Origin of the sequence: Paenirhizobium naphthalenivorans (assembly GCF_007992095.1) — a bacterium.
GTDB lineage: Bacteria > Pseudomonadota > Alphaproteobacteria > Rhizobiales > Rhizobiaceae > Allorhizobium > Allorhizobium naphthalenivorans.
This window is the reverse complement of the sequence record NZ_BJZP01000001.1, coordinates 208,877-225,698: the sequence shown is the minus strand read 5'-3', so window position 1 is coordinate 225,698 and position 16,822 is coordinate 208,877. Positions and strand designations below refer to the sequence as shown.

The window sequence follows — 16,822 nt, the reverse complement described above, 5'->3', positions numbered from 1 at the left end:
ATGCAGCAATGCACCAATATAGTCATCGGCATCATCGTTGTCGCCGCCGGGCGCGGTGAACGCGCGGGCCAATCCATCGAAGGGCCGAAGCAATATCGGCGGATCGGTGGAATCCCAGTCATCACCCGCACGCTGGAGAAATTCCTGGCTTGGTCGGGAACGGCGCGCATCGTGACCGTCATTCATCCGGACGATGCCGGACTCTTCGATGCGGCGCGGGGCGGTCTCATCGACGGCGGCAGGATCTCCGTTACCATCGGCGGCAAAACACGGCAGCAATCCGTCCTGGCAGGTCTGCGCGCCCTTTCCGACTGCGGTGTGACCCACGTGATGATCCACGACGCAGTGCGGCCGTTCTTTGACACTGCGCTGCTGGAACGCATCACCAGAGAGATCAAGGAAGGACATGTCTGCGTTCTTCCGGCGACGCCCGTCACCGATACGCTGAAGCGCGGCGATCCAGCCGGGCTGGTAGCCGAAACAGTGCCTCGCGATGACCTGTTCGCCGCCCAGACGCCGCAGACCTTCGCCTTTGCCGCAATACTCAAGGCACATGAGGCGGCGGAAGCCTCCGGTCGGACCGACTTCACCGACGATGCCTCAATTGCCGAATGGGCGGGCCTGCCGGTAAAACTGGTCGAAGGGGCGCCTGACAATGTGAAACTGACCGTGCAGAGGGATATTGCCATGGCCGATGCCAAGCTCAACAGCCAAGCCCTGCCCGACGTCCGGACCGGCAACGGTTATGACGTCCACCAACTCGAATCCGGCGATGGCGTAACACTGTGCGGCATATTCATCCCGCACGATCAACGACTGAAGGGCCACTCCGATGCCGATGTGGCGTTGCATGCCCTGACCGACGCTCTGCTTGCCACCTGCGGCGCAGGCGACATCGGCGATCATTTTCCACCATCGGACCAGCAATGGAAGGGTGCGCCGTCCCGGATCTTTCTCGAGCATGCGGCCCGGATCGTGCGCGACGCCGGCGGTACGATCATGAATGCCGACATTTCGCTGATCGCTGAAGCGCCAAAGATCGGCCCGCATCGCCAGGCCATGCGCGAGAAGCTGTCCGAAATTCTCGAGATCTCGCTCGACCGCTGCTCGGTGAAGGCGACCACCAACGAGACCATCGGCTTTGTTGGACGGCGCGAAGGCATTGCCGCGATCGCCACCGCGACCGTTGTTTTTCGCGGAGCGGGGCAATGAGCCTCTATCCAGCCGATATTGAAGTGGCCGCGGCCGGTGTCATCGCCGGATTCACCGCCCGCAAACTGACGGTCGCCACAGCAGAATCCTGTACCGGCGGACTGATCATCGGCGCTCTCACCGAGATTGCCGGCTCATCCGCCGTCGTCGATCGTGGCTTCATCACCTATTCCAACCAGGCAAAGATCGACCTTCTCGGTGTCTCGGCCGAAACCCTGGCGCACCATGGCGCGGTGTCGCGTCCTACAGCCATTGAGATGGTCAACGGCGCTCTGCAACGGTCAAGATGCGATGTCGCAGTCGCAGTCACGGGTATTGCCGGTCCCGGCGGCGGCAGTGACGAAAAGCCTGTCGGCCTCGTGCACGTGGCCGCAAGAAGACACGACGGCACCGTGCTTCATCGCGAGATGTGCTATGGTGACCTGGGGCGATCGGGAATTCGCTTGGCGACCGTCAGAACTGCGCTCGAGATGCTCGGCGAGCTGGCAAGGTGAGATGAACGGGACAGGCTGGATGGCGTCAACCTCGTGGACATTGCTAAAGGCCGCCGTCGCGCTTTGCCTGGCAGCCTCCGCAGCTTCGGCCGCACCGTCCCCCTATGCGCCCGGATCCATCGCTCCGACCCCTGACCAGCCCGCGCTTGATCGGGCTCTTGCTGCGTTCTATGGCCAGTGGAAATCGATCTATCTTCGTGAGGGCTGCGGCGAAGGCCGCGTGCTGGTGCGGACTGACGGTGATGGGAAACCCACCTACGGAGGCTCGGCCAAGACGACCATCACGGTCTCCGAGGCGCATGGCTACGGCATGCTCGCAACCGTCATGATGGCGGATTTCGATCCTGACGCCCAACGCCTGTTCGACGGCATGGTGCTCTACTTCCACGACCACCCGGCAAACTCCGACCCAGGCCTGATGGCCTGGAACCAGGTTGAGGATTGCTCGAACGCCGGTAAGGACGTCGGGGGATCGAACAGCGCGACCGATGGCGATCTCGATATTGCCTATGCGCTGCTTTTGGCCGAGAGCCGTTGGGGAAATGGTGGAGCATACGATTACGGCGCCGAGGCTCGGCGCGTGATTGCCGCCATCCTAGCCCATGAGGTCCGACAGCCTGGCGATATTCTGCTGATCGGCGATTGGGCCAAGGCGGCAGATGAAACAACCTATGCCGCAACGACCCGCTCGTCGGACTTCATGCAGTCGCACTTCGCCGCTTTCGCCGAGCGCACGGCAGACAAGCGCTGGCTCGATTTGCGCGACACGATCTATGGCATTATCGACACTGTCGGCCACAAGTATTCCCGCCGCACCGGCCTCATGCCCGATTTCATCGTCGGTCTTCCGGAGCACCCCAAGCCTGCGCCGGCAGGCTTTCTCGAAGGTGATTACGATGGCGGATTTTCCTGGAACGCTGCCCGCTACCCCTGGCGCGTCGGCCTCGATTTCCTGCTAACCGGCGACGAACGGGCCCGCAAAGCACTGCGGCCGCTGAACGCCTGGGCAAGGCAGACGACGAAAGGCAAGCCGGAACGTTTCGCCGACACCTATCGCCTGGACGGAAAGCCCGCCCCCGACGCAGGTCACGGCGGGATGGCTTTCGTCTCGATGCTCGCGGTATCGGCCATGATTGACAAAGACAATGAGGACTGGCTCGACGCCCTGTGGGCGGCCATGGACAGCAGGCCGGCGACAGCGGAAGACTATTTCGGCAACACGTTGAAACTGATGGCGATGATCACCGTCACCGGTCACTGGGCGAAGCCCTGAACGCCGTTAATCCACGTAGATCTCGTCGGCGCGCGCCTCAAAGGCTTCAGCGAACATGCGGAAGGCGCGGTCGAACATCGACCCCATCAACGCACCGAGAATGCGGTTCTTGAACTCGTAGTCGATGAAGAAATGCACCGAACAACCGCCGTCACGGTTCATCTCGAAACGCCAGCGATTGTCGAGATAACGGAACGGCCCCTCGATGTACTTAACATCGATGGCCAGTTCGGCGGGGTTGAGCAGCACCTGGGTGCTGAAGGTCTCACGTATCGCCTTGTAGCCGACTGTCATGTCCGCCACCAGCAGCTCCTTGCCGTCACGCTCGCGCCGCGAACGGATGTTCAGCGCCTCGCAGAGCGGCAGGAACTCGGGATAGTGCTCCACGTCAGCAACGAGAGCGTACATCCGCTCGGGCGAATGTCTGACGATACGGCGGGTTTCAAACTGCGGCATTTCCGAGAGCTAATGTCGCCGGTCGAGATTGGCAAGTAGTCCGCGACTGTCGCCATGCGATTTCAACACCAGAAGCGGAATTTCACGCCTCTCCGCCGCCAGCTTTTCGATAATCTTCGGCGTCTCGTTGCGTTCGAATTGCCAAATATAACGCAGGAACTCCAGATCCACCCGTTCCGGACAGCCCTCAGCCATTTCCGGGCGCGTGCGACCGGCATAGCGGAACCAGCGAGTAACGACGCCGCAGAGCGATACGCGGCGAGGCGGACGCAGCCAGATTACGAGGTCCGCGCGTGCCAGGCGTTCCGGCAGAGTTCTCGGGCTCGTTCCGTCCGTCACCCATCGGGCTAATGCGACGAGTTCGGCAATCCTCCGGTTGGCGCCCTCGCGGGGCCGCTGTTGCCAGCCGGGCAACCAGAACACATCCCTGTCCATTGAAATGTAATGCAGCTGAAAACGTTCGGCCAGCGCCCGGGCCAGAGTGCTCTTGCCGCTGCCCGAGCAGCCGATCACCAGAATGCGCTCGGCATTCGGCACCAAGCGCGCCCCTTCGGCCAAATCAACCGGACGGGATACCATTCAGACCTCACGAAACATGTGTCGCATCAGCTTTCGCGGATGCTGTAACAAGTCCGCATGACAGTCACTTGACCGTCCCGGCGCAATGCGAAGAATGTCACGCCAGCTTCAGCAGCAGGCGGACGGTACAGGCTCGCCAAGGCGAGGATCATCGACAGGGAGCAGCTAGCGCCATTCGCCAAGCCTGCGGGCTATCGGGAGGACCAGAGCTTCTCACGATTGGCCTTGAGCCGGGCGAAATCGTCACCCGCATGATGCGACGAGCGCGTCAGCGGGCTCGACGACACCATCAGGAACCCCTTGGCATAGGCGACTGTCTCGTAAGACTTGAACTCATCCGGTGTGACGAAGCTCATCACCTGGTGATGCTTGCGAGTCGGCTGCAGATACTGGCCGATGGTCAGGAAATCGACGTCGGCGGTACGCAGATCGTCCATCAACTGCAGAACCTCGTTCCGCTCTTCGCCGAGGCCGACCATAATGCCGGACTTGGTGAACATCGTCGGGTCGAGTTCCTTGACCCGCTGCAAGAGGCGGACCGAGTGGAAATACCGGGCGCCCGGACGCACCGTCAGATAATTGCCCGGCACGGTTTCCATATTGTGGTTGAAGACGTCCGGCTTAGCGGCCACGACACGCTCAAGCGCGCCCGGCTTTTTCAGGAAGTCAGGCGTCAGAATTTCGATCGTCGTCTCCGGCGATGCCGCGCGGATAGCCCAGATCACCTTCTCGAAATGCTCGGCGCCGCCATCCTCCAGGTCATCGCGGTCGACCGAGGTGATGACGACATGCTGCAGGCCCATCTGCTTGACGGCCTTGGCGACATTCTCCGGCTCATCCTGATCCAGCGCGTTCGGCTTGCCGGTCGCGACGTTGCAGAAGGCGCAGGCGCGGGTACAGATCTCGCCCATAATCATGAAAGTCGCGTGCTTCTTGTCCCAGCACTCGCCAATGTTCGGGCAGCCCGCCTCCTCGCAAACCGTCACCAGCTTGTGGCTGCGTACCAGCTCTCGAGTTTCCGCATACCCTTTGGAGGTCGGCGCCTTCACGCGAATCCACTCGGGCTTGCGCATCACCTCGGTGTCCGGCCGGTGGGCCTTTTCCGGATGGCGCACGCGCGCCTGGGGGTCGTTGATCTTGTCGAGAATGGTAACCACGTGTCGTTACTCCGCGCCTGCTGGGCTCTTGCCCGGCGCTCTTAGCATTGATGGCTGTAGGTGAAAACCAGCGTGTCTGTGGTGCGACGTCCGGTCGCCTGGCAGCGCTCCATCACCTCGCGGGTACCGCGGAGCGTCACCCGCGTCTGATTACGATCGACCGGTCCCTCGACATGATACTCAAGTGGAGAACCCGGGCAGAATTTCGAAAAGACCCGCGCCGTACCGGAATACCAGCCATTGACGTTGGAGCCATTGAACAGAAGCGTCCCCTGCCGCACCCCAGCACCACGCATACCCTGCTTGGGATATTCGTAATAGAAAGCGCGCTGGTTGCCGGCGGCGGTGAGCCGCATCAACGACCCATTATGGTCCCAACAGGAATCCGCCAAGACCGCACCTGGTGCGAATGCCGTCATTGCAGCAACGAGACAAACGATTTTTCTGCCAATGCCTGCGACCATGACCTGCCTCCTCCAAAGAACCGCGCCGGCTGTCCTTGCCCTCAGCGCCTCACCAGTTTCACCACGAACAGCAAAATGCTCGCGCCGACAAAGCTGGTGACCAGATAGCCCAGCCAGTCCCCCTCCACCCCGACGCCGAAACGCCGGAAAATGGCGGACGCGACAACGGCGCCGACAACGCCGATGAGGATGTTCATCAGCAACCCGAAGCGAACGCCCATAAATTTGCCCGCAAGCCATCCGGCAAGGCCGCCGACGATGATCGTCAGGAACCAGCCGATCTGAAATGTCGTCATTACCAACTCCTTCGTTGAAGTCCCGCCCCTACATAGGTGGCGGGACACAGCCCCACAACTTGCCCTTAGGCGTTGAGCACGCGCCCATAGGCGTCGAGCACGCTTTCCTTCATCATTTCAGACAGTGTCGGATGTGGGAAGATCGTATGCATCAACTCTTCCTCGGTCGTCTCGAGGTTCATAGCCACCACGAAGCCCTGGATCAGTTCGGTTACCTCGGCGCCGACCATGTGGGCTCCGAGCAATTCGCCGGTCTTCCTGTCGAAGATCGTCTTCACGAGGCCATTGTCCTCGCCGAGCGCGATTGCCTTGCCATTGGCGTTGAAGTTGAAACGGCCGACGCGGATGTCACGGCCCTCAGCCTTGGCCTTGGCTTCAGTCATGCCGACGGAGGCGACCTGCGGATTGCAATAGGTGCAGCCGGGAACCTTGCTCTTGTCGGTGGCGTGGACATTCGGCAGGCCTGCGATCTTCTCGACGCAGACCACGCCCTCGTGCTCGGCCTTGTGAGCGAGCATCGGCGGGCCGGCGACATCACCAATGGCGTAGAGGCCCGCTATATTGGTCTTGCCGTAGCCGTCGATGACAATGCAACCGCGATCGGTCTTGACGCCAAGAGCCTCGAGACCGAGATTTTCGATATTGCCTTGTACGCCAACGGCCGAGATCAGCCTGTCGGCCGTGATCGTCTGGACCTTGCCATCCTTGGTCTCGACATGCGCGGTGATCGAATCTGTGCCCTTCTCGACCTTGGAGACCTTCGCCTCGGTGACGATCTTCAGGCCGCGCTTTTCCAACGCCTTGCGAGCGATCGCCGAAATCTCGGCGTCCTCGACCGGCATGATCTGCGGCATCAGTTCGACGACGGTGACATCAACGCCCATCGAGCGGTAGAAAGAGGCAAATTCGATGCCGATCGCGCCGGACCCCATAACCACCAGCGACTTCGGCATGAAATCGGGTTTCATCGCCTCGAAATAGGTCCAGATCAGTTTACCATCCGGCTCGATACCCGGTAGCGCGCGCGGACGTGCGCCGGTGGCGACGATGATGTGCTTGGCGGTGTAGGTACCCTCGCCCAGCACGCCCTTGGGAACCGGGTTCTGCGGCTGCACAGCCGGCTTGGATGGCTTGCCGACGACAATCTCGTTCGCCTTGGTGAGCTTAGCCTCACCCCAGATCACGTCGATCTTGTTCTTCTTCATCAGAAAACCGACGCCGCCATTCAGACGGGCCGACACGCCGCGCGAACGGGCCACCACGTCCTTGACGTCAGCGGTCATCGTACCGTTGAGCGTCAAGCCGTAGGATTTGGCGTGATTGGAGAGGTCGAGGATTTCGGCGGAGCGCAACAGCGCCTTGGTCGGGATGCAGCCCCAGTTAAGGCAAATGCCGCCCAGATGCTCCCGTTCGACGATAGCGGTCTTCAAGCCCAGTTGGGCTGAACGAATAGCGGCGACATAGCCACCGGGGCCGGAGCCGATAATGAGCACGTCATAGGCATTGGACACTGGCATTCATCTCCTCTTTGACGGCAGGGCCCCACCGTACGGCGGAGCCCCTCCGAGGGATGAAGCCGGACCGTATCAGGCCTTGGTCAGCATCCCGTAGATTTCATCCTTCAGAACCATGCGCTGCTTGCGCATGTTTTCCATCTCAACATCGCCCAACGGCTCGACTTCCGTCTCCGCACGATGGATGGTCCGGTTCACGTCGCGGTAGTCTTCAAGCAGCTTCGCGAACTGCTCGTCGCTCACTTTGAGCGCATGAATCTTGTCCGCAAATTCCGGAAACTCGTCGTGGATTTCGTGCGGGGTATTCGACATTCGGTATCTCCTCTGTTGTCGGTCGATACCTGTAGCCTATTCGCCCGAAAATGCCACCCCCTTGATCTTGATCAACTTTCGCCGGCTATTCCATCAAATTCCCATCAGCATGCGGACCACCGGTTCGAGCCCCCGACCGATCGCTCGGGTATTGTCCGCATCGAGATGGATCCCGTCGAGCGGACTGGTCACCGCCACAGAACCGGCATCGAAAAAACCACAGCCAGTCTCGTCCGCGAGATCCCGGTAGAAACTCGCCAGCATTGCCGATTCGTCGAGCGCGCCGCGGAACATCGCCGCGAAATGCGCGTTCGCCGTCTCGCAGATCGCCGGCGGCGCAACGATCAGGATCTCCGGCACCTCGAAGCCGAATCCCCAATCGTGATGCCGGATCAACTTGACCAGCCGGTCGATCCCCTTGGTCGCGGCGATCGCCGTACCGGCGATGCCCCGCTTCATGTCATTGGTGCCGAGTAGCAGGATCACCAGATCCACCGGCTTGTGGCTTTCCAGCACACTCGGCAGCAGTTTCACGCCGTTCCTCTCGCAATCGGCGAGATGGTCGTCATAAGCGGTCGTGCGCCCGTTCAGGCCTTCGGCGATGACATTGACCTCAGGACCAAGCGCAGCTCCCAGAACACTCGGCCAACGCTCGCTATGGGGATGCCGGCCAACGGTCTGGGGATCGTACCCCCAAGTCAGGCTGTCGCCATAGCAGAGAACGGATTTCATCGCAGAGCACCTCCGCTATCAGACCAACATACCCATCGGGTTCTCGATGTAGCGCTTGAAGGCGCCGAGCAGTTCGGCCCCGAGCGCGCCATCGACGCAACGATGGTCGGTCGACAAGGTCACGGTCATGACATTGGCGATCTTCATTTCTCCGTTCTTCACCACCACGCGTTCCTCGCCGGCGCCGACCGCAAGGATCGTCGCATGCGGAGGATTGATGACGGCGGAGAACTGCTTGACACCCATCATACCCATGTTCGACACCGACGTGGTGCCGCCCTGGTATTCCTCGGGCTTCAGCTTGCGTTCCTTGGCGCGGCGGCCCAGATCCTTCATCTCGTTGGAGATGCTCGACAGGGTCTTCAGTTCCGCATGACGGATGATCGGTGTGATCAGACCGCCCGGGATCGACACGGCGACACCGACATCGGCATGTTTGTGCTTGACCATATTGCTCTCGGTCCAGGAGACGTTGGCATCCGGAACAGCCGTCAGCGCCATGGCCATCGCCTTGATGATCATGTCGTTGACCGAGAGTTTGTAGGCTGCTGCGCCCTCCTTGCGGGGAGCCGCATCGTTGAGCTGGGCGCGAAGTGCCAAAAGCGCGTCCAGCTCGCAATCGACGGTGACGTAGAAATGCGGAATGGTCTGCTTGGATTCCACCAAGCGCTTGGCGATCGTCTTGCGCATGCCGTCATGCGGTACAAGCTCGTAGGAACCGGGTTCGAATAGCTTGAGCACGGCCTCTTCCGAGGCACCCTTGGCCATGGTCGCTGCGGCCGCAGCAGATGCAGATGCACCCGCAATTGCCGGAGCAGCCTTGGCGACAGCGCCCGAAGCCGCCTTTTCAACATCGCTCTTGACGACGCGGCCATGTGGACCGGAACCGGAGACCGCCTTCAGATCGAGGCCGGCTTCCTTGGCAAGGCGACGAGCCAGCGGCGAAGCGAACACGCGCGCGCCGGACTGTGCGACCGCCGCTGGCGTCGAGGGTGCCGGAGCCTTGTCGGTGGTCGGCGCAGCAGTCGCAGGAGCCGCCTCCGCCTTGACCTCGGCAGCAGCCTCGGCCTTTGCCGGCGCAACCGAACCGCCACTGGCAGCGGCCGCAGCCAGATCCTCGCCATCAGCGGCGAGGATGGCGATCAGGGCATTGACCTTGACACCTTCCGTGCCGGCCGGAACGACCAGCTTGGCGACCGTGCCCTCATCGACAGCTTCGACTTCCATCGTAGCCTTGTCGGTCTCGATCTCGGCGATCACGTCGCCTGACTTGACCTTATCGCCTTCCTTGACCAACCACTTGGAAAGATTGCCCTCTTCCATGGTCGGGGAGAGTGCCGGCATCGTGATATTGATCGGCATGTGCTGACCCTCCCGTTACTTGTAGCAGACGGTTTTGACCGCCTCGACCACTTCGCCGACATTCGGCAGAGCAAGTTTTTCGAGGTTTGCCGCGTAGGGCATGGGCACGTCCTTGCCGGCGATCGTCAGGATCGGCGCATCGAGATAGTCGAAGGCCTGCTGCATCACGCGGGTGGCGATTTCCGTGCCGACGGACGACTGCGGATAGCCTTCCTCGACGGTGACCAGGCGGCCGGTCTTCTTCACCGATTCGATGACGGTCGGCAGGTCCATCGGGCGGATGGTGCGCAGATCGATGATCTCGACGTCGATGCCGTCCTTGGCCAGTTCCTCGGCTGCCTTGACCGCATAGGTCATGCCGATGCCGAAGGAGACGATGGTGGCATCCTTGCCGACCTTATGAACGCGCGCCTTGCCGATCGGCAGGACGAAGTCATCCAGCTTCGGCACTTCGAACGAGTGACCGTAGAGGATTTCGTTCTCCAGGAAGATGACCGGGTTCGGATCGCGGATCGCAGCCTTCAGCAAGCCCTTGGCGTCAGCCGCCGTATAGGGCTGAATGACCTTGAGGCCAGGAATATGACTGTACCAGGACGCATAGTCCTGGCTGTGCTGGGCGCCGACGCGGGCGGCCGCACCGTTCGGGCCGCGGAACACGATCGGCGCGCCCATCTGGCCGCCCGACATGTAGAGCGTCTTGGCGGCCGAATTGATGATCTGGTCGATCGCCTGCATGGCGAAGTTGAAGGTCATGAACTCGACGATCGGACGAAGACCGGCCATGGCCGCACCGACGCCGACGCCGGCAAAGCCGTGCTCGGTGATCGGTGTGTCGACGACGCGCTTGGCGCCAAACTCCTGCAGCAGGCCTTGGGTGATCTTGTAGGCGCCCTGATATTCGGCAACCTCCTCACCCATAACGAAGACGTCCGGATTGGCGCGCATCTCCTCGGCCATGGCCTCGCGCAGCGCTTCACGCACCGTGATCGTCACCATTTCGGTGCCGGCCGGAATATCCGGATCGGCGGCCGGCGCAGAGACCGGCGCGGCCGGAACGGGCGCAGATGCGGCGGCGGATGCAGCAACAGGTGTCGGCGCAGCCTCAGCCGGGGCGGCCTTTGGCACTGCGACATCCGAAGCACTTTCGCCATCCTGCAACAGAACGGCGATCGGCGTATTGACCTTGACGCCTTCGGTGCCGGCGGCGATCAGCAACTTGCCGAGCACGCCTTCATCGACGGCTTCCACTTCCATGGTCGCCTTGTCGGTCTCGATCTCGGCGATCACATCGCCAGCCTTGACGGTATCGCCCTCCTTCTTGACCCATTTGGAAAGCGTGCCTTCTTCCATCGTCGGAGAAAGGGCGGGCATCAAAATTTCGATAGGCATGGGTTCCCTCCCCGATTACAGCAGAATGTCGGTGTAGAGTTCGGATGCATCCGGCTCCGGATCAGACTGCGCGAAATCCGCGCTGTCAGCGACGATGTCGCGCACGTCCTTGTCGATAGCCTTGAGCTCATCCTCGCTCGCCCAGCCCTTTTCGAGCAGACGAACGCGCACCTGCTCAATCGGATCGTGCTCGGAGCGCATCTTCTGGACCTCATCCTTAGAGCGGTACTTCGCCGGGTCGGACATGGAGTGACCGCGATAGCGGTAGGTCATCATCTCGAGAATGACCGGCCCCTTGCCCGAACGGCAGAATTCGGCCGCCTGCTCGCCCGCAGCCTTGACCGCCCGAACATCCATGCCGTCGACTTGCAGACCCGGAATATTGAAGGCCAGACCGCGCTGGGCAAAATTCGTCTGCGCCGAGGCGCGCGAAACGGCGGTCCCCATAGCGTAGCGATTGTTCTCGATCACATAGATGACCGGCAGCTTCCACAGCTCAGCCATATTGAAGCTCTCGTACACCTGCCCCTGATTGGCCGCACCATCACCGAAATAGGCGACCGAGATATTGCCGTTGCCGCGATAGGCGTTAGCGAAGGCCAGCCCGGTTCCGAGCGGCACCTGCGCGCCGACGATGCCATGCCCGCCGTAGAAATTCTTTTCCTTGGAAAACATGTGCATCGAGCCGCCCTTACCCTTGGACAGACCGCCGCGACGCCCGGTGAGTTCCGCCATAACGCCGCGCGCACTGATGCCGCATGCCAGCATATGGCCGTGGTCACGATAGCCGGTGATCATCTGATCACCATCCTTGAGCGCCATCTTCATGCCGACGACGACGGCTTCCTGGCCGATATAGAGGTGACAGAAACCACCGATGAAGCCCATGCCATAGAGTTGGCCGGCCTTTTCCTCGAAACGCCGGATCAGCAGCATCTCACGATAGGACGCAAGCTCGGCCTCACGATCGAACTCGGCGATCGCGCCCTCACTGAAATCCTTTTTGGCAGGCTTGGCCGAAGTTTTACGGCCGGTAGCAATCGCGGATTTTCGCGGCGCCATTCATCCCTCCCTAGGGTTATGTCGGATCTTGATTGAGCAACAGTCTAGGCAAGAATGACCGCGCCCGCAATGCCATAAATGCATGGCTCGCATTCACGATAATTGTATGTTTTCAATGAAAAATTTCCAATTAACCAGATTTCGGTTAATTGAGGAAACTGTCAAAAATGACAATCTCGTCCGGCCGCGACATGTTGAGTTGATATCGCGCCTTCTCGTCGATCATGTCTCGCTCGAGCGAACCGTCGCTCAGCAATTCCACCTGCCGCTCCAGCTGCTGGCGATGCTCGACCAGCGCCGCCAGCTCGGCACTGCGCGCGATGCGCTGACGCTCGAATTCCTGGGCCGCCCGCAGACCGTAATCGCCATGGATCGAATGATAGCCGAAGTAGGAGAGAAAGGCGATGGTGACGGCTGGAAGAATGAGGCGTCCGAATTTTCTATTCTTATGGTGCCTGGTCCACATGCGAAGGGTGCCTTGAAACGCAAAACTATCCCAGCAAATTATCGGTGATAGTTTAACCGACCGTTGACCGTAATCCGCGACCAAAGAAAAAAGCCGCACCCCTTATCGGGGTACGGCCTTCAAACAAGCGGCGGCGGCGTAATCAGGCGCGCAGGATCGAAGTCCCGGCGTAGCGGGCCTGCGGGCCGAGCATCTCCTCGATGCGGATCAGCTGGTTGTATTTCGCCAGGCGGTCAGAGCGCGACAGCGAGCCCGTCTTGATCTGTCCGCAATTGGTGGCGACAGCGAGGTCGGCGATGGTCGAATCCTCGGTCTCGCCCGAGCGGTGCGACATGACCGCGGTATAACCCGCCGTGTGTGCGGTAAACACAGCGTCCAGCGTTTCGCTGAGCGAACCGATCTGGTTGACCTTGATCAGGATCGAGTTGGCCACGCCCATCTTGATGCCGTCGCGCAGGCGCGCGGAATTGGTGACGAACAGGTCGTCACCGACCAGTTGGCAGGAATTGCCGATCTTGTCGGTCAGGATTTTCCAGCCATCCCAGTCGTCCTCCGCCATGCCGTCCTCAATCGAGATGATCGGATACTTGGCGGCGAGATCAGCGTAGTAGGCCGCCATTTCAGCGCTGTCGAGCACGCGCCCCTCGCCCTGCAGGTCGTATTTGCCGTCCTTGAAGAACTCCGACGATGCCGGATCAAGCGCGAGGAAGATGTCCTCGCCGGGCTTGTAACCGGCCTTCTCGATCGCTTTCATGATGAAGTCGAGCGCTTCCGGCGCGCTTTTGAGATTCGGGGCGAAGCCGCCCTCGTCGCCGACATTGGTGTTGTGACCCTGTGCGGCAAGTTCCTTCTTGAGCACGTGGAAGACTTCCGACCCCATGCGCACCGCGTCGCGCATGGTGTCGGCGCCGACCGGCATGATCATGAACTCCTGGAAGTCGATCGGATTGTCGGCATGCGCGCCGCCGTTGATGATGTTCATCATCGGAACCGGCAGGACATGGGCGTTGGTGCCGCCGATGTAGCGGTACAGCGGCAGGCCGGAGGCTTCGGCAGCCGCCTTGGCGACGGCAAGCGAAACGCCGAGGATGGCGTTGGCGCCAAGGCGCGACTTGTTGGCCGTACCGTCCAGTTCGATCATCAGGTTGTCGATCTGGATCTGGTTTTCCGCATCCAGGCCACCGATCGCGTCGAAGATTTCGGTGTTGACGTATTCGACCGCCTTTTCAACACCCTTGCCAAGATAACGGCTACCGCCGTCACGCAGTTCGACGGCTTCGTGTGCGCCTGTCGAGGCGCCCGAGGGAACCGCCGCACGGCCCATGCTGCCGTCTTCCAGATAGACGTCGACCTCAACGGTCGGATTGCCACGGCTGTCGAGAATTTCGCGGCCGATAATGTCGGTGATGGCAGTCATGAGGGCCTCCCTGCTTTGGGTGGGGATTGAGGATGGCCTGTCTTAATCGATGATGCGGAAAATACAATGGCGGCGACATGACAGAAGCCCATAGACGATGCCGGACTCGCGCATGAACGCAAAACGCCGGCCACAGGCCGGCGTTCATGAGCGATGACTTTTTTTGGCGCGAGCGAGATCAGGCTTTGGCGATCGCGTCAAAGGCAAGCAACTTTTCGAGCAGGCGCGGCATGTTTTCCAAAGCGATCATGTTCGGTCCGTCGCAAGGTGCGTTGTCTGGGTCCTGATGGGTCTCGATGAACACGCCGGCAACGCCGACGGCAATGGCTGCGCGCGCCAGCGTCTCCACGAACCGCCGTTCACCACCCGAGGAACTACCCTGGCCTCCCGGCTGCTGCACCGAATGGGTGGCGTCGAAGATGACCGGCGCGCCCATTGCCGCCATGATCGGCAGCGAGCGCATGTCGGACACCAGCGTGTTGTAGCCGAACGACGCGCCACGTTCGCACAGCATGACATTCGCATTGCCGCTGGCATTGATCTTGTTGAGGACGTTCTTCATGTCCCAAGGAGCAAGGAACTGGCCCTTCTTGACATTGATTGCCCGGCCGGTCTCGGCGGCGGCGACCAACAGGTCGGTCTGGCGGCAGAGGAAAGCCGGGATCTGCAGAACGTCGACGACCGGAGCGACCAGCCGGCAGTGCTCTTCGGTGTGCACGTCGGTCAGCACCGGAAAGCCGAATTCCTTCTTGAGGTCGGTAAAAACTTCCATCGCCTTTTCCAGGCCGATGCCACGCTCGGCCGACAGCGACGTGCGGTTCGCCTTGTCGAAGGACGACTTGTAGACCAGGCCGAGGTTCAATTCACGGCAAAGCTCGGAGAGTTTGCCGGCGACCATGAAGGCGTGATCCCGGCTTTCCATCTGACACGGACCGGCGATCAGCGAGAAGCGCTTGGAATTGGAAAAGACGACCTTGGCGGCACCTTCGCCGACGACGACTTCGGAATTGGTCGGATTGCTCATCAAACTTCCTCGAACACGAAGGGCACGCCCTGCCCCGCCTCATGCGGAACGACCAGACGCGCACCATGGCGGCTGTATGCGACGCCATTAGCAGCGAGCAGCCGCTCTGTCACGCCGATATTCGCAACCTTGACGACCAGAAGCAGGCCCTTGAGCCCGCGTCCGCCGGCCTTGGTATCGATCCCGAAGTAGCCAGAAAGACCCGTCGGGGTCAGCACCTCAACCTTGGCATTCGCCAGTTGCAACATAAGGCCGAATGAATGTGCCTCGACCTCGCGCTGCCCGAAAACCCCTTCGAGCAGATATTGGAAATCACTCGGGTTTTCCTCGCAAAGCACCACCGTCGAAAGGCCAAGCGCCCCGTTCTCGTGCCGGGCCAGCGTGCCACGATCCGCCGGCAGCGGATTGACCCGCTCGCAGGCAAACAAGAAGAAATCGGGAGAACGCAGGTCGGCGGCAAAGGCGAGCTTGAAGCCGCCAACCACCTCGGAGCCGTCCGCCATCTTGAAGGCGCGCTCAAAATGCAGCATCGGTCCGCCGGAAAAGCCGGCAGCGACGAAACGCCTGTGATCCGCCTCGGCATCGCCGGTCTTCATCACGATCGCGGAGAGCCCCTCTTGCCCATTGCGGAAGCGAAAGGCCTGGTCACGCGCGACGAACGTATTGCCGGCCTTGGCCGCCGCTTCGCACTCCTCACGGCTGGCAATCGCCAACGGTTCCAGATAGGTGTCGTCGCCGAAGAAAACGCAGGCATTCTCTGTGCCAAACGGATGGCGCGCATCAGCCGCAACCGTGAAACCCAATCCGGTCAGCCGGTCACGCGTCGCCTCGAGCGATGTCACCGGCAAGACAAGATGATCGATTGCGCCCACGCCCTGCGGTCTCGCTGTCATTTGAAATATTCTCCTTGGCCCCTGGCAGATAATCCCTGAGCCTACCTAAAGGCTCCGGCCAGAGGATGAAAGGGTCTCGACGACCTGCCGCAATGCGGCAATGTCCGCGCGGGTCGCCTGCAGTTCAGTCAGCACCTGCATGTCGATCTTGTGATGCAGGGCCAGAACCTCGATCTCGGCCTTGAGATTGATCTCGTAATCCTTGGCTGCCATGTAGCGATCCCGCGCCGCCTGACGGTTCTGACTCATCATTATCACCGGCGCCTGGATTGCCGCCAGCATCGACAGCAGCAGGTTGAGGAAGATAAACGGATAGGGATCAAGGGCTCCCGACGCCAGAATGACGGTATTGAGGATTACCCAGGCGACGAGGAACACCAGGAAGGCGATTATGAAGGTCCAGGAGCCCCCGACGCGGGCAATCGCATCGGCCAGCCGTTGGCTGGGCGTTGCAGCAGCCTGAAAATCCTCGCTTGCATTGGTCGACAGCGTCCGTCGCTCCCGCGCGCGCTTCAGGACTCGCCGTTCGGCCGCGTTCAACTCATTCGCTGATTTGCCCAGCAGTTTGCCTTCCAGATCACCCAACATCGATGCGACGCCTCCAATACGATTTGCCCAACTCATCGCGCCAAAACGCAGCCATGACAATGGCCTCCATGCGAAAGCGGTCGTGTAGCCGTTCCTTCATCAAAGTTTCGATTTCTTCACGGTTTTTTATCC

General features: G+C 60.9%; 19 protein-coding genes. 3 read left to right on the top strand and 16 right to left on the bottom strand.

All coding sequences use genetic code 11. From position 1 onward, the window contains the following. Genes RNA01_RS01050 through RNA01_RS01040 form a run of 3 tightly spaced genes read left to right on the top strand, consistent with a single transcriptional unit; the run spans position 1 to position 2,979 of the window. The gene (locus tag RNA01_RS01050; protein ID WP_147178038.1) at positions 1-1,212 is read left to right on the top strand and encodes a bifunctional 2-C-methyl-D-erythritol 4-phosphate cytidylyltransferase/2-C-methyl-D-erythritol 2,4-cyclodiphosphate synthase; all 1,212 of its coding nucleotides are present in this window, start codon (positions 1-3) and stop codon (positions 1,210-1,212) included. After that, positions 1,209-1,706 carry a CinA family protein gene (locus RNA01_RS01045; protein WP_147178036.1) on the top strand — a complete coding sequence of 166 codons (498 nt, stop codon included), beginning with the start codon at positions 1,209-1,211 and terminating at the stop codon, positions 1,704-1,706. Before RNA01_RS01050 ends, RNA01_RS01045 begins: the two co-directional genes overlap by 4 nt. Positions 1,707-1,725: 19 nt before the next feature. After that, positions 1,726-2,979: a family 8 glycosyl hydrolase gene (locus RNA01_RS01040; protein ID WP_147178034.1), complete on the top strand. Its 1,254-nt coding sequence runs from the start codon at positions 1,726-1,728 to the stop codon at positions 2,977-2,979. Between the two features lie 6 nt (positions 2,980-2,985). On the opposite strand, the gene RNA01_RS01035 is transcribed toward RNA01_RS01040, so the two are convergent. The 16 genes from RNA01_RS01035 to RNA01_RS00960 form a co-directional block, all read right to left on the bottom strand. Beyond that, entirely contained in the window at positions 2,986-3,435 is a 450-nt protein-coding gene (locus RNA01_RS01035; protein WP_147178032.1) for a type II toxin-antitoxin system RatA family toxin, read from the bottom strand. Between the two features lie 9 nt (positions 3,436-3,444). Then, positions 3,445-3,972, bottom strand: coding sequence for a P-loop NTPase family protein (locus RNA01_RS01030; RefSeq protein ID WP_307725721.1), 528 nt, complete (start codon positions 3,970-3,972; stop codon positions 3,445-3,447). Positions 3,973-4,205: 233 nt separating this feature from the next. Beyond that, positions 4,206-5,171 (bottom strand): lipoyl synthase, encoded by a 966-nt coding sequence (lipA, locus tag RNA01_RS01025; protein ID WP_147178028.1) that lies wholly within the window; start codon positions 5,169-5,171, stop codon positions 4,206-4,208. 41 nt (positions 5,172-5,212) lie between these two features. Next, the gene (locus RNA01_RS01020) at positions 5,213-5,527 is read right to left on the bottom strand and encodes a hypothetical protein (protein ID WP_210245722.1); all 315 of its coding nucleotides are present in this window, start codon (positions 5,525-5,527) and stop codon (positions 5,213-5,215) included. A 149-nt stretch (positions 5,528-5,676) separates the two neighbouring features. Next, positions 5,677-5,931, bottom strand: a complete 255-nt coding sequence (locus tag RNA01_RS01015) for a GlsB/YeaQ/YmgE family stress response membrane protein (protein ID WP_147178026.1) — start codon at positions 5,929-5,931, stop codon at positions 5,677-5,679. Positions 5,932-5,996: 65 nt separating this feature from the next. Continuing rightward, entirely contained in the window at positions 5,997-7,442 is a 1,446-nt protein-coding gene (lpdA, locus tag RNA01_RS01010; protein WP_147178251.1) for a dihydrolipoyl dehydrogenase, read from the bottom strand. Between the two features lie 75 nt (positions 7,443-7,517). Next, positions 7,518-7,757, bottom strand: a complete 240-nt coding sequence (locus tag RNA01_RS01005) for an HP1242/YdcH family protein (RefSeq protein WP_147178024.1) — start codon at positions 7,755-7,757, stop codon at positions 7,518-7,520. 93 nt (positions 7,758-7,850) lie between these two features. Next, positions 7,851-8,489, bottom strand: coding sequence for an SGNH/GDSL hydrolase family protein (locus RNA01_RS01000; protein ID WP_147178022.1), 639 nt, complete (start codon positions 8,487-8,489; stop codon positions 7,851-7,853). Between the two features lie 18 nt (positions 8,490-8,507). After that, the gene (locus RNA01_RS00995) at positions 8,508-9,851 is read right to left on the bottom strand and encodes a pyruvate dehydrogenase complex dihydrolipoamide acetyltransferase (protein ID WP_147178020.1); all 1,344 of its coding nucleotides are present in this window, start codon (positions 9,849-9,851) and stop codon (positions 8,508-8,510) included. 15 nt (positions 9,852-9,866) lie between these two features. Then, the gene (locus tag RNA01_RS00990) at positions 9,867-11,240 is read right to left on the bottom strand and encodes a pyruvate dehydrogenase complex E1 component subunit beta (RefSeq protein ID WP_147178017.1); all 1,374 of its coding nucleotides are present in this window, start codon (positions 11,238-11,240) and stop codon (positions 9,867-9,869) included. A 15-nt stretch (positions 11,241-11,255) separates the two neighbouring features. After that, the gene (gene pdhA / locus RNA01_RS00985; RefSeq protein ID WP_147178015.1) at positions 11,256-12,302 is read right to left on the bottom strand and encodes a pyruvate dehydrogenase (acetyl-transferring) E1 component subunit alpha; all 1,047 of its coding nucleotides are present in this window, start codon (positions 12,300-12,302) and stop codon (positions 11,256-11,258) included. Positions 12,303-12,447: 145 nt separating this feature from the next. Then, positions 12,448-12,768: an FtsB family cell division protein gene (locus RNA01_RS00980; RefSeq protein ID WP_147178013.1), complete on the bottom strand. Its 321-nt coding sequence runs from the start codon at positions 12,766-12,768 to the stop codon at positions 12,448-12,450. Positions 12,769-12,910: 142 nt separating this feature from the next. Further along, on the bottom strand, positions 12,911-14,185 hold the full coding sequence (eno, locus tag RNA01_RS00975) for a phosphopyruvate hydratase (RefSeq protein WP_147178011.1): 1,275 nt from the start codon (positions 14,183-14,185) through the stop codon (positions 12,911-12,913). Positions 14,186-14,363: 178 nt separating this feature from the next. Next, positions 14,364-15,209 (bottom strand): 3-deoxy-8-phosphooctulonate synthase, encoded by an 846-nt coding sequence (gene kdsA / locus RNA01_RS00970; RefSeq protein ID WP_147178009.1) that lies wholly within the window; start codon positions 15,207-15,209, stop codon positions 14,364-14,366. After that, on the bottom strand, positions 15,209-16,102 hold the full coding sequence (locus RNA01_RS00965; protein ID WP_147178007.1) for a VOC family protein: 894 nt from the start codon (positions 16,100-16,102) through the stop codon (positions 15,209-15,211). Before RNA01_RS00965 ends, kdsA begins: the two co-directional genes overlap by 1 nt. Positions 16,103-16,147: 45 nt before the next feature. Beyond that, entirely contained in the window at positions 16,148-16,690 is a 543-nt protein-coding gene (locus RNA01_RS00960) for a DUF1003 domain-containing protein (protein WP_147178005.1), read from the bottom strand. Positions 16,691-16,822 lie beyond the last annotated feature (132 nt).

Coding starts and splice junctions, on each gene's coding strand:
- pdhA (WP_147178015.1), bottom strand. CDS start 12,302: ATGGCGCCGCGAAAATCCGCGATTGCTACCGGCCGTAAAACTTCGGCC.
- RNA01_RS01000 (WP_147178022.1), bottom strand. CDS start 8,489: ATGAAATCCGTTCTCTGCTATGGCGACAGCCTGACTTGGGGGTACGAT.
- eno (WP_147178011.1), bottom strand. CDS start 14,185: ATGACTGCCATCACCGACATTATCGGCCGCGAAATTCTCGACAGCCGT.
- RNA01_RS00990 (WP_147178017.1), bottom strand. CDS start 11,240: ATGCCTATCGAAATTTTGATGCCCGCCCTTTCTCCGACGATGGAAGAA.
- RNA01_RS01015 (WP_147178026.1), bottom strand. CDS start 5,931: ATGACGACATTTCAGATCGGCTGGTTCCTGACGATCATCGTCGGCGGC.
- RNA01_RS01045 (WP_147178036.1), top strand. CDS start 1,209: ATGAGCCTCTATCCAGCCGATATTGAAGTGGCCGCGGCCGGTGTCATC.
- RNA01_RS01035 (WP_147178032.1), bottom strand. CDS start 3,435: ATGCCGCAGTTTGAAACCCGCCGTATCGTCAGACATTCGCCCGAGCGG.
- kdsA (WP_147178009.1), bottom strand. CDS start 15,209: ATGAGCAATCCGACCAATTCCGAAGTCGTCGTCGGCGAAGGTGCCGCC.
- RNA01_RS00995 (WP_147178020.1), bottom strand. CDS start 9,851: ATGCCGATCAATATCACGATGCCGGCACTCTCCCCGACCATGGAAGAG.
- RNA01_RS01005 (WP_147178024.1), bottom strand. CDS start 7,757: ATGTCGAATACCCCGCACGAAATCCACGACGAGTTTCCGGAATTTGCG.
- RNA01_RS00960 (WP_147178005.1), bottom strand. CDS start 16,690: ATGTTGGGTGATCTGGAAGGCAAACTGCTGGGCAAATCAGCGAATGAG.
- RNA01_RS00965 (WP_147178007.1), bottom strand. CDS start 16,102: ATGACAGCGAGACCGCAGGGCGTGGGCGCAATCGATCATCTTGTCTTG.
- RNA01_RS01020 (WP_210245722.1), bottom strand. CDS start 5,527: ATGCGGCTCACCGCCGCCGGCAACCAGCGCGCTTTCTATTACGAATAT.
- RNA01_RS01040 (WP_147178034.1), top strand. CDS start 1,726: ATGGCGTCAACCTCGTGGACATTGCTAAAGGCCGCCGTCGCGCTTTGC.
- RNA01_RS00980 (WP_147178013.1), bottom strand. CDS start 12,768: ATGTGGACCAGGCACCATAAGAATAGAAAATTCGGACGCCTCATTCTT.
- RNA01_RS01050 (WP_147178038.1), top strand. CDS start 1: ATGCAGCAATGCACCAATATAGTCATCGGCATCATCGTTGTCGCCGCC.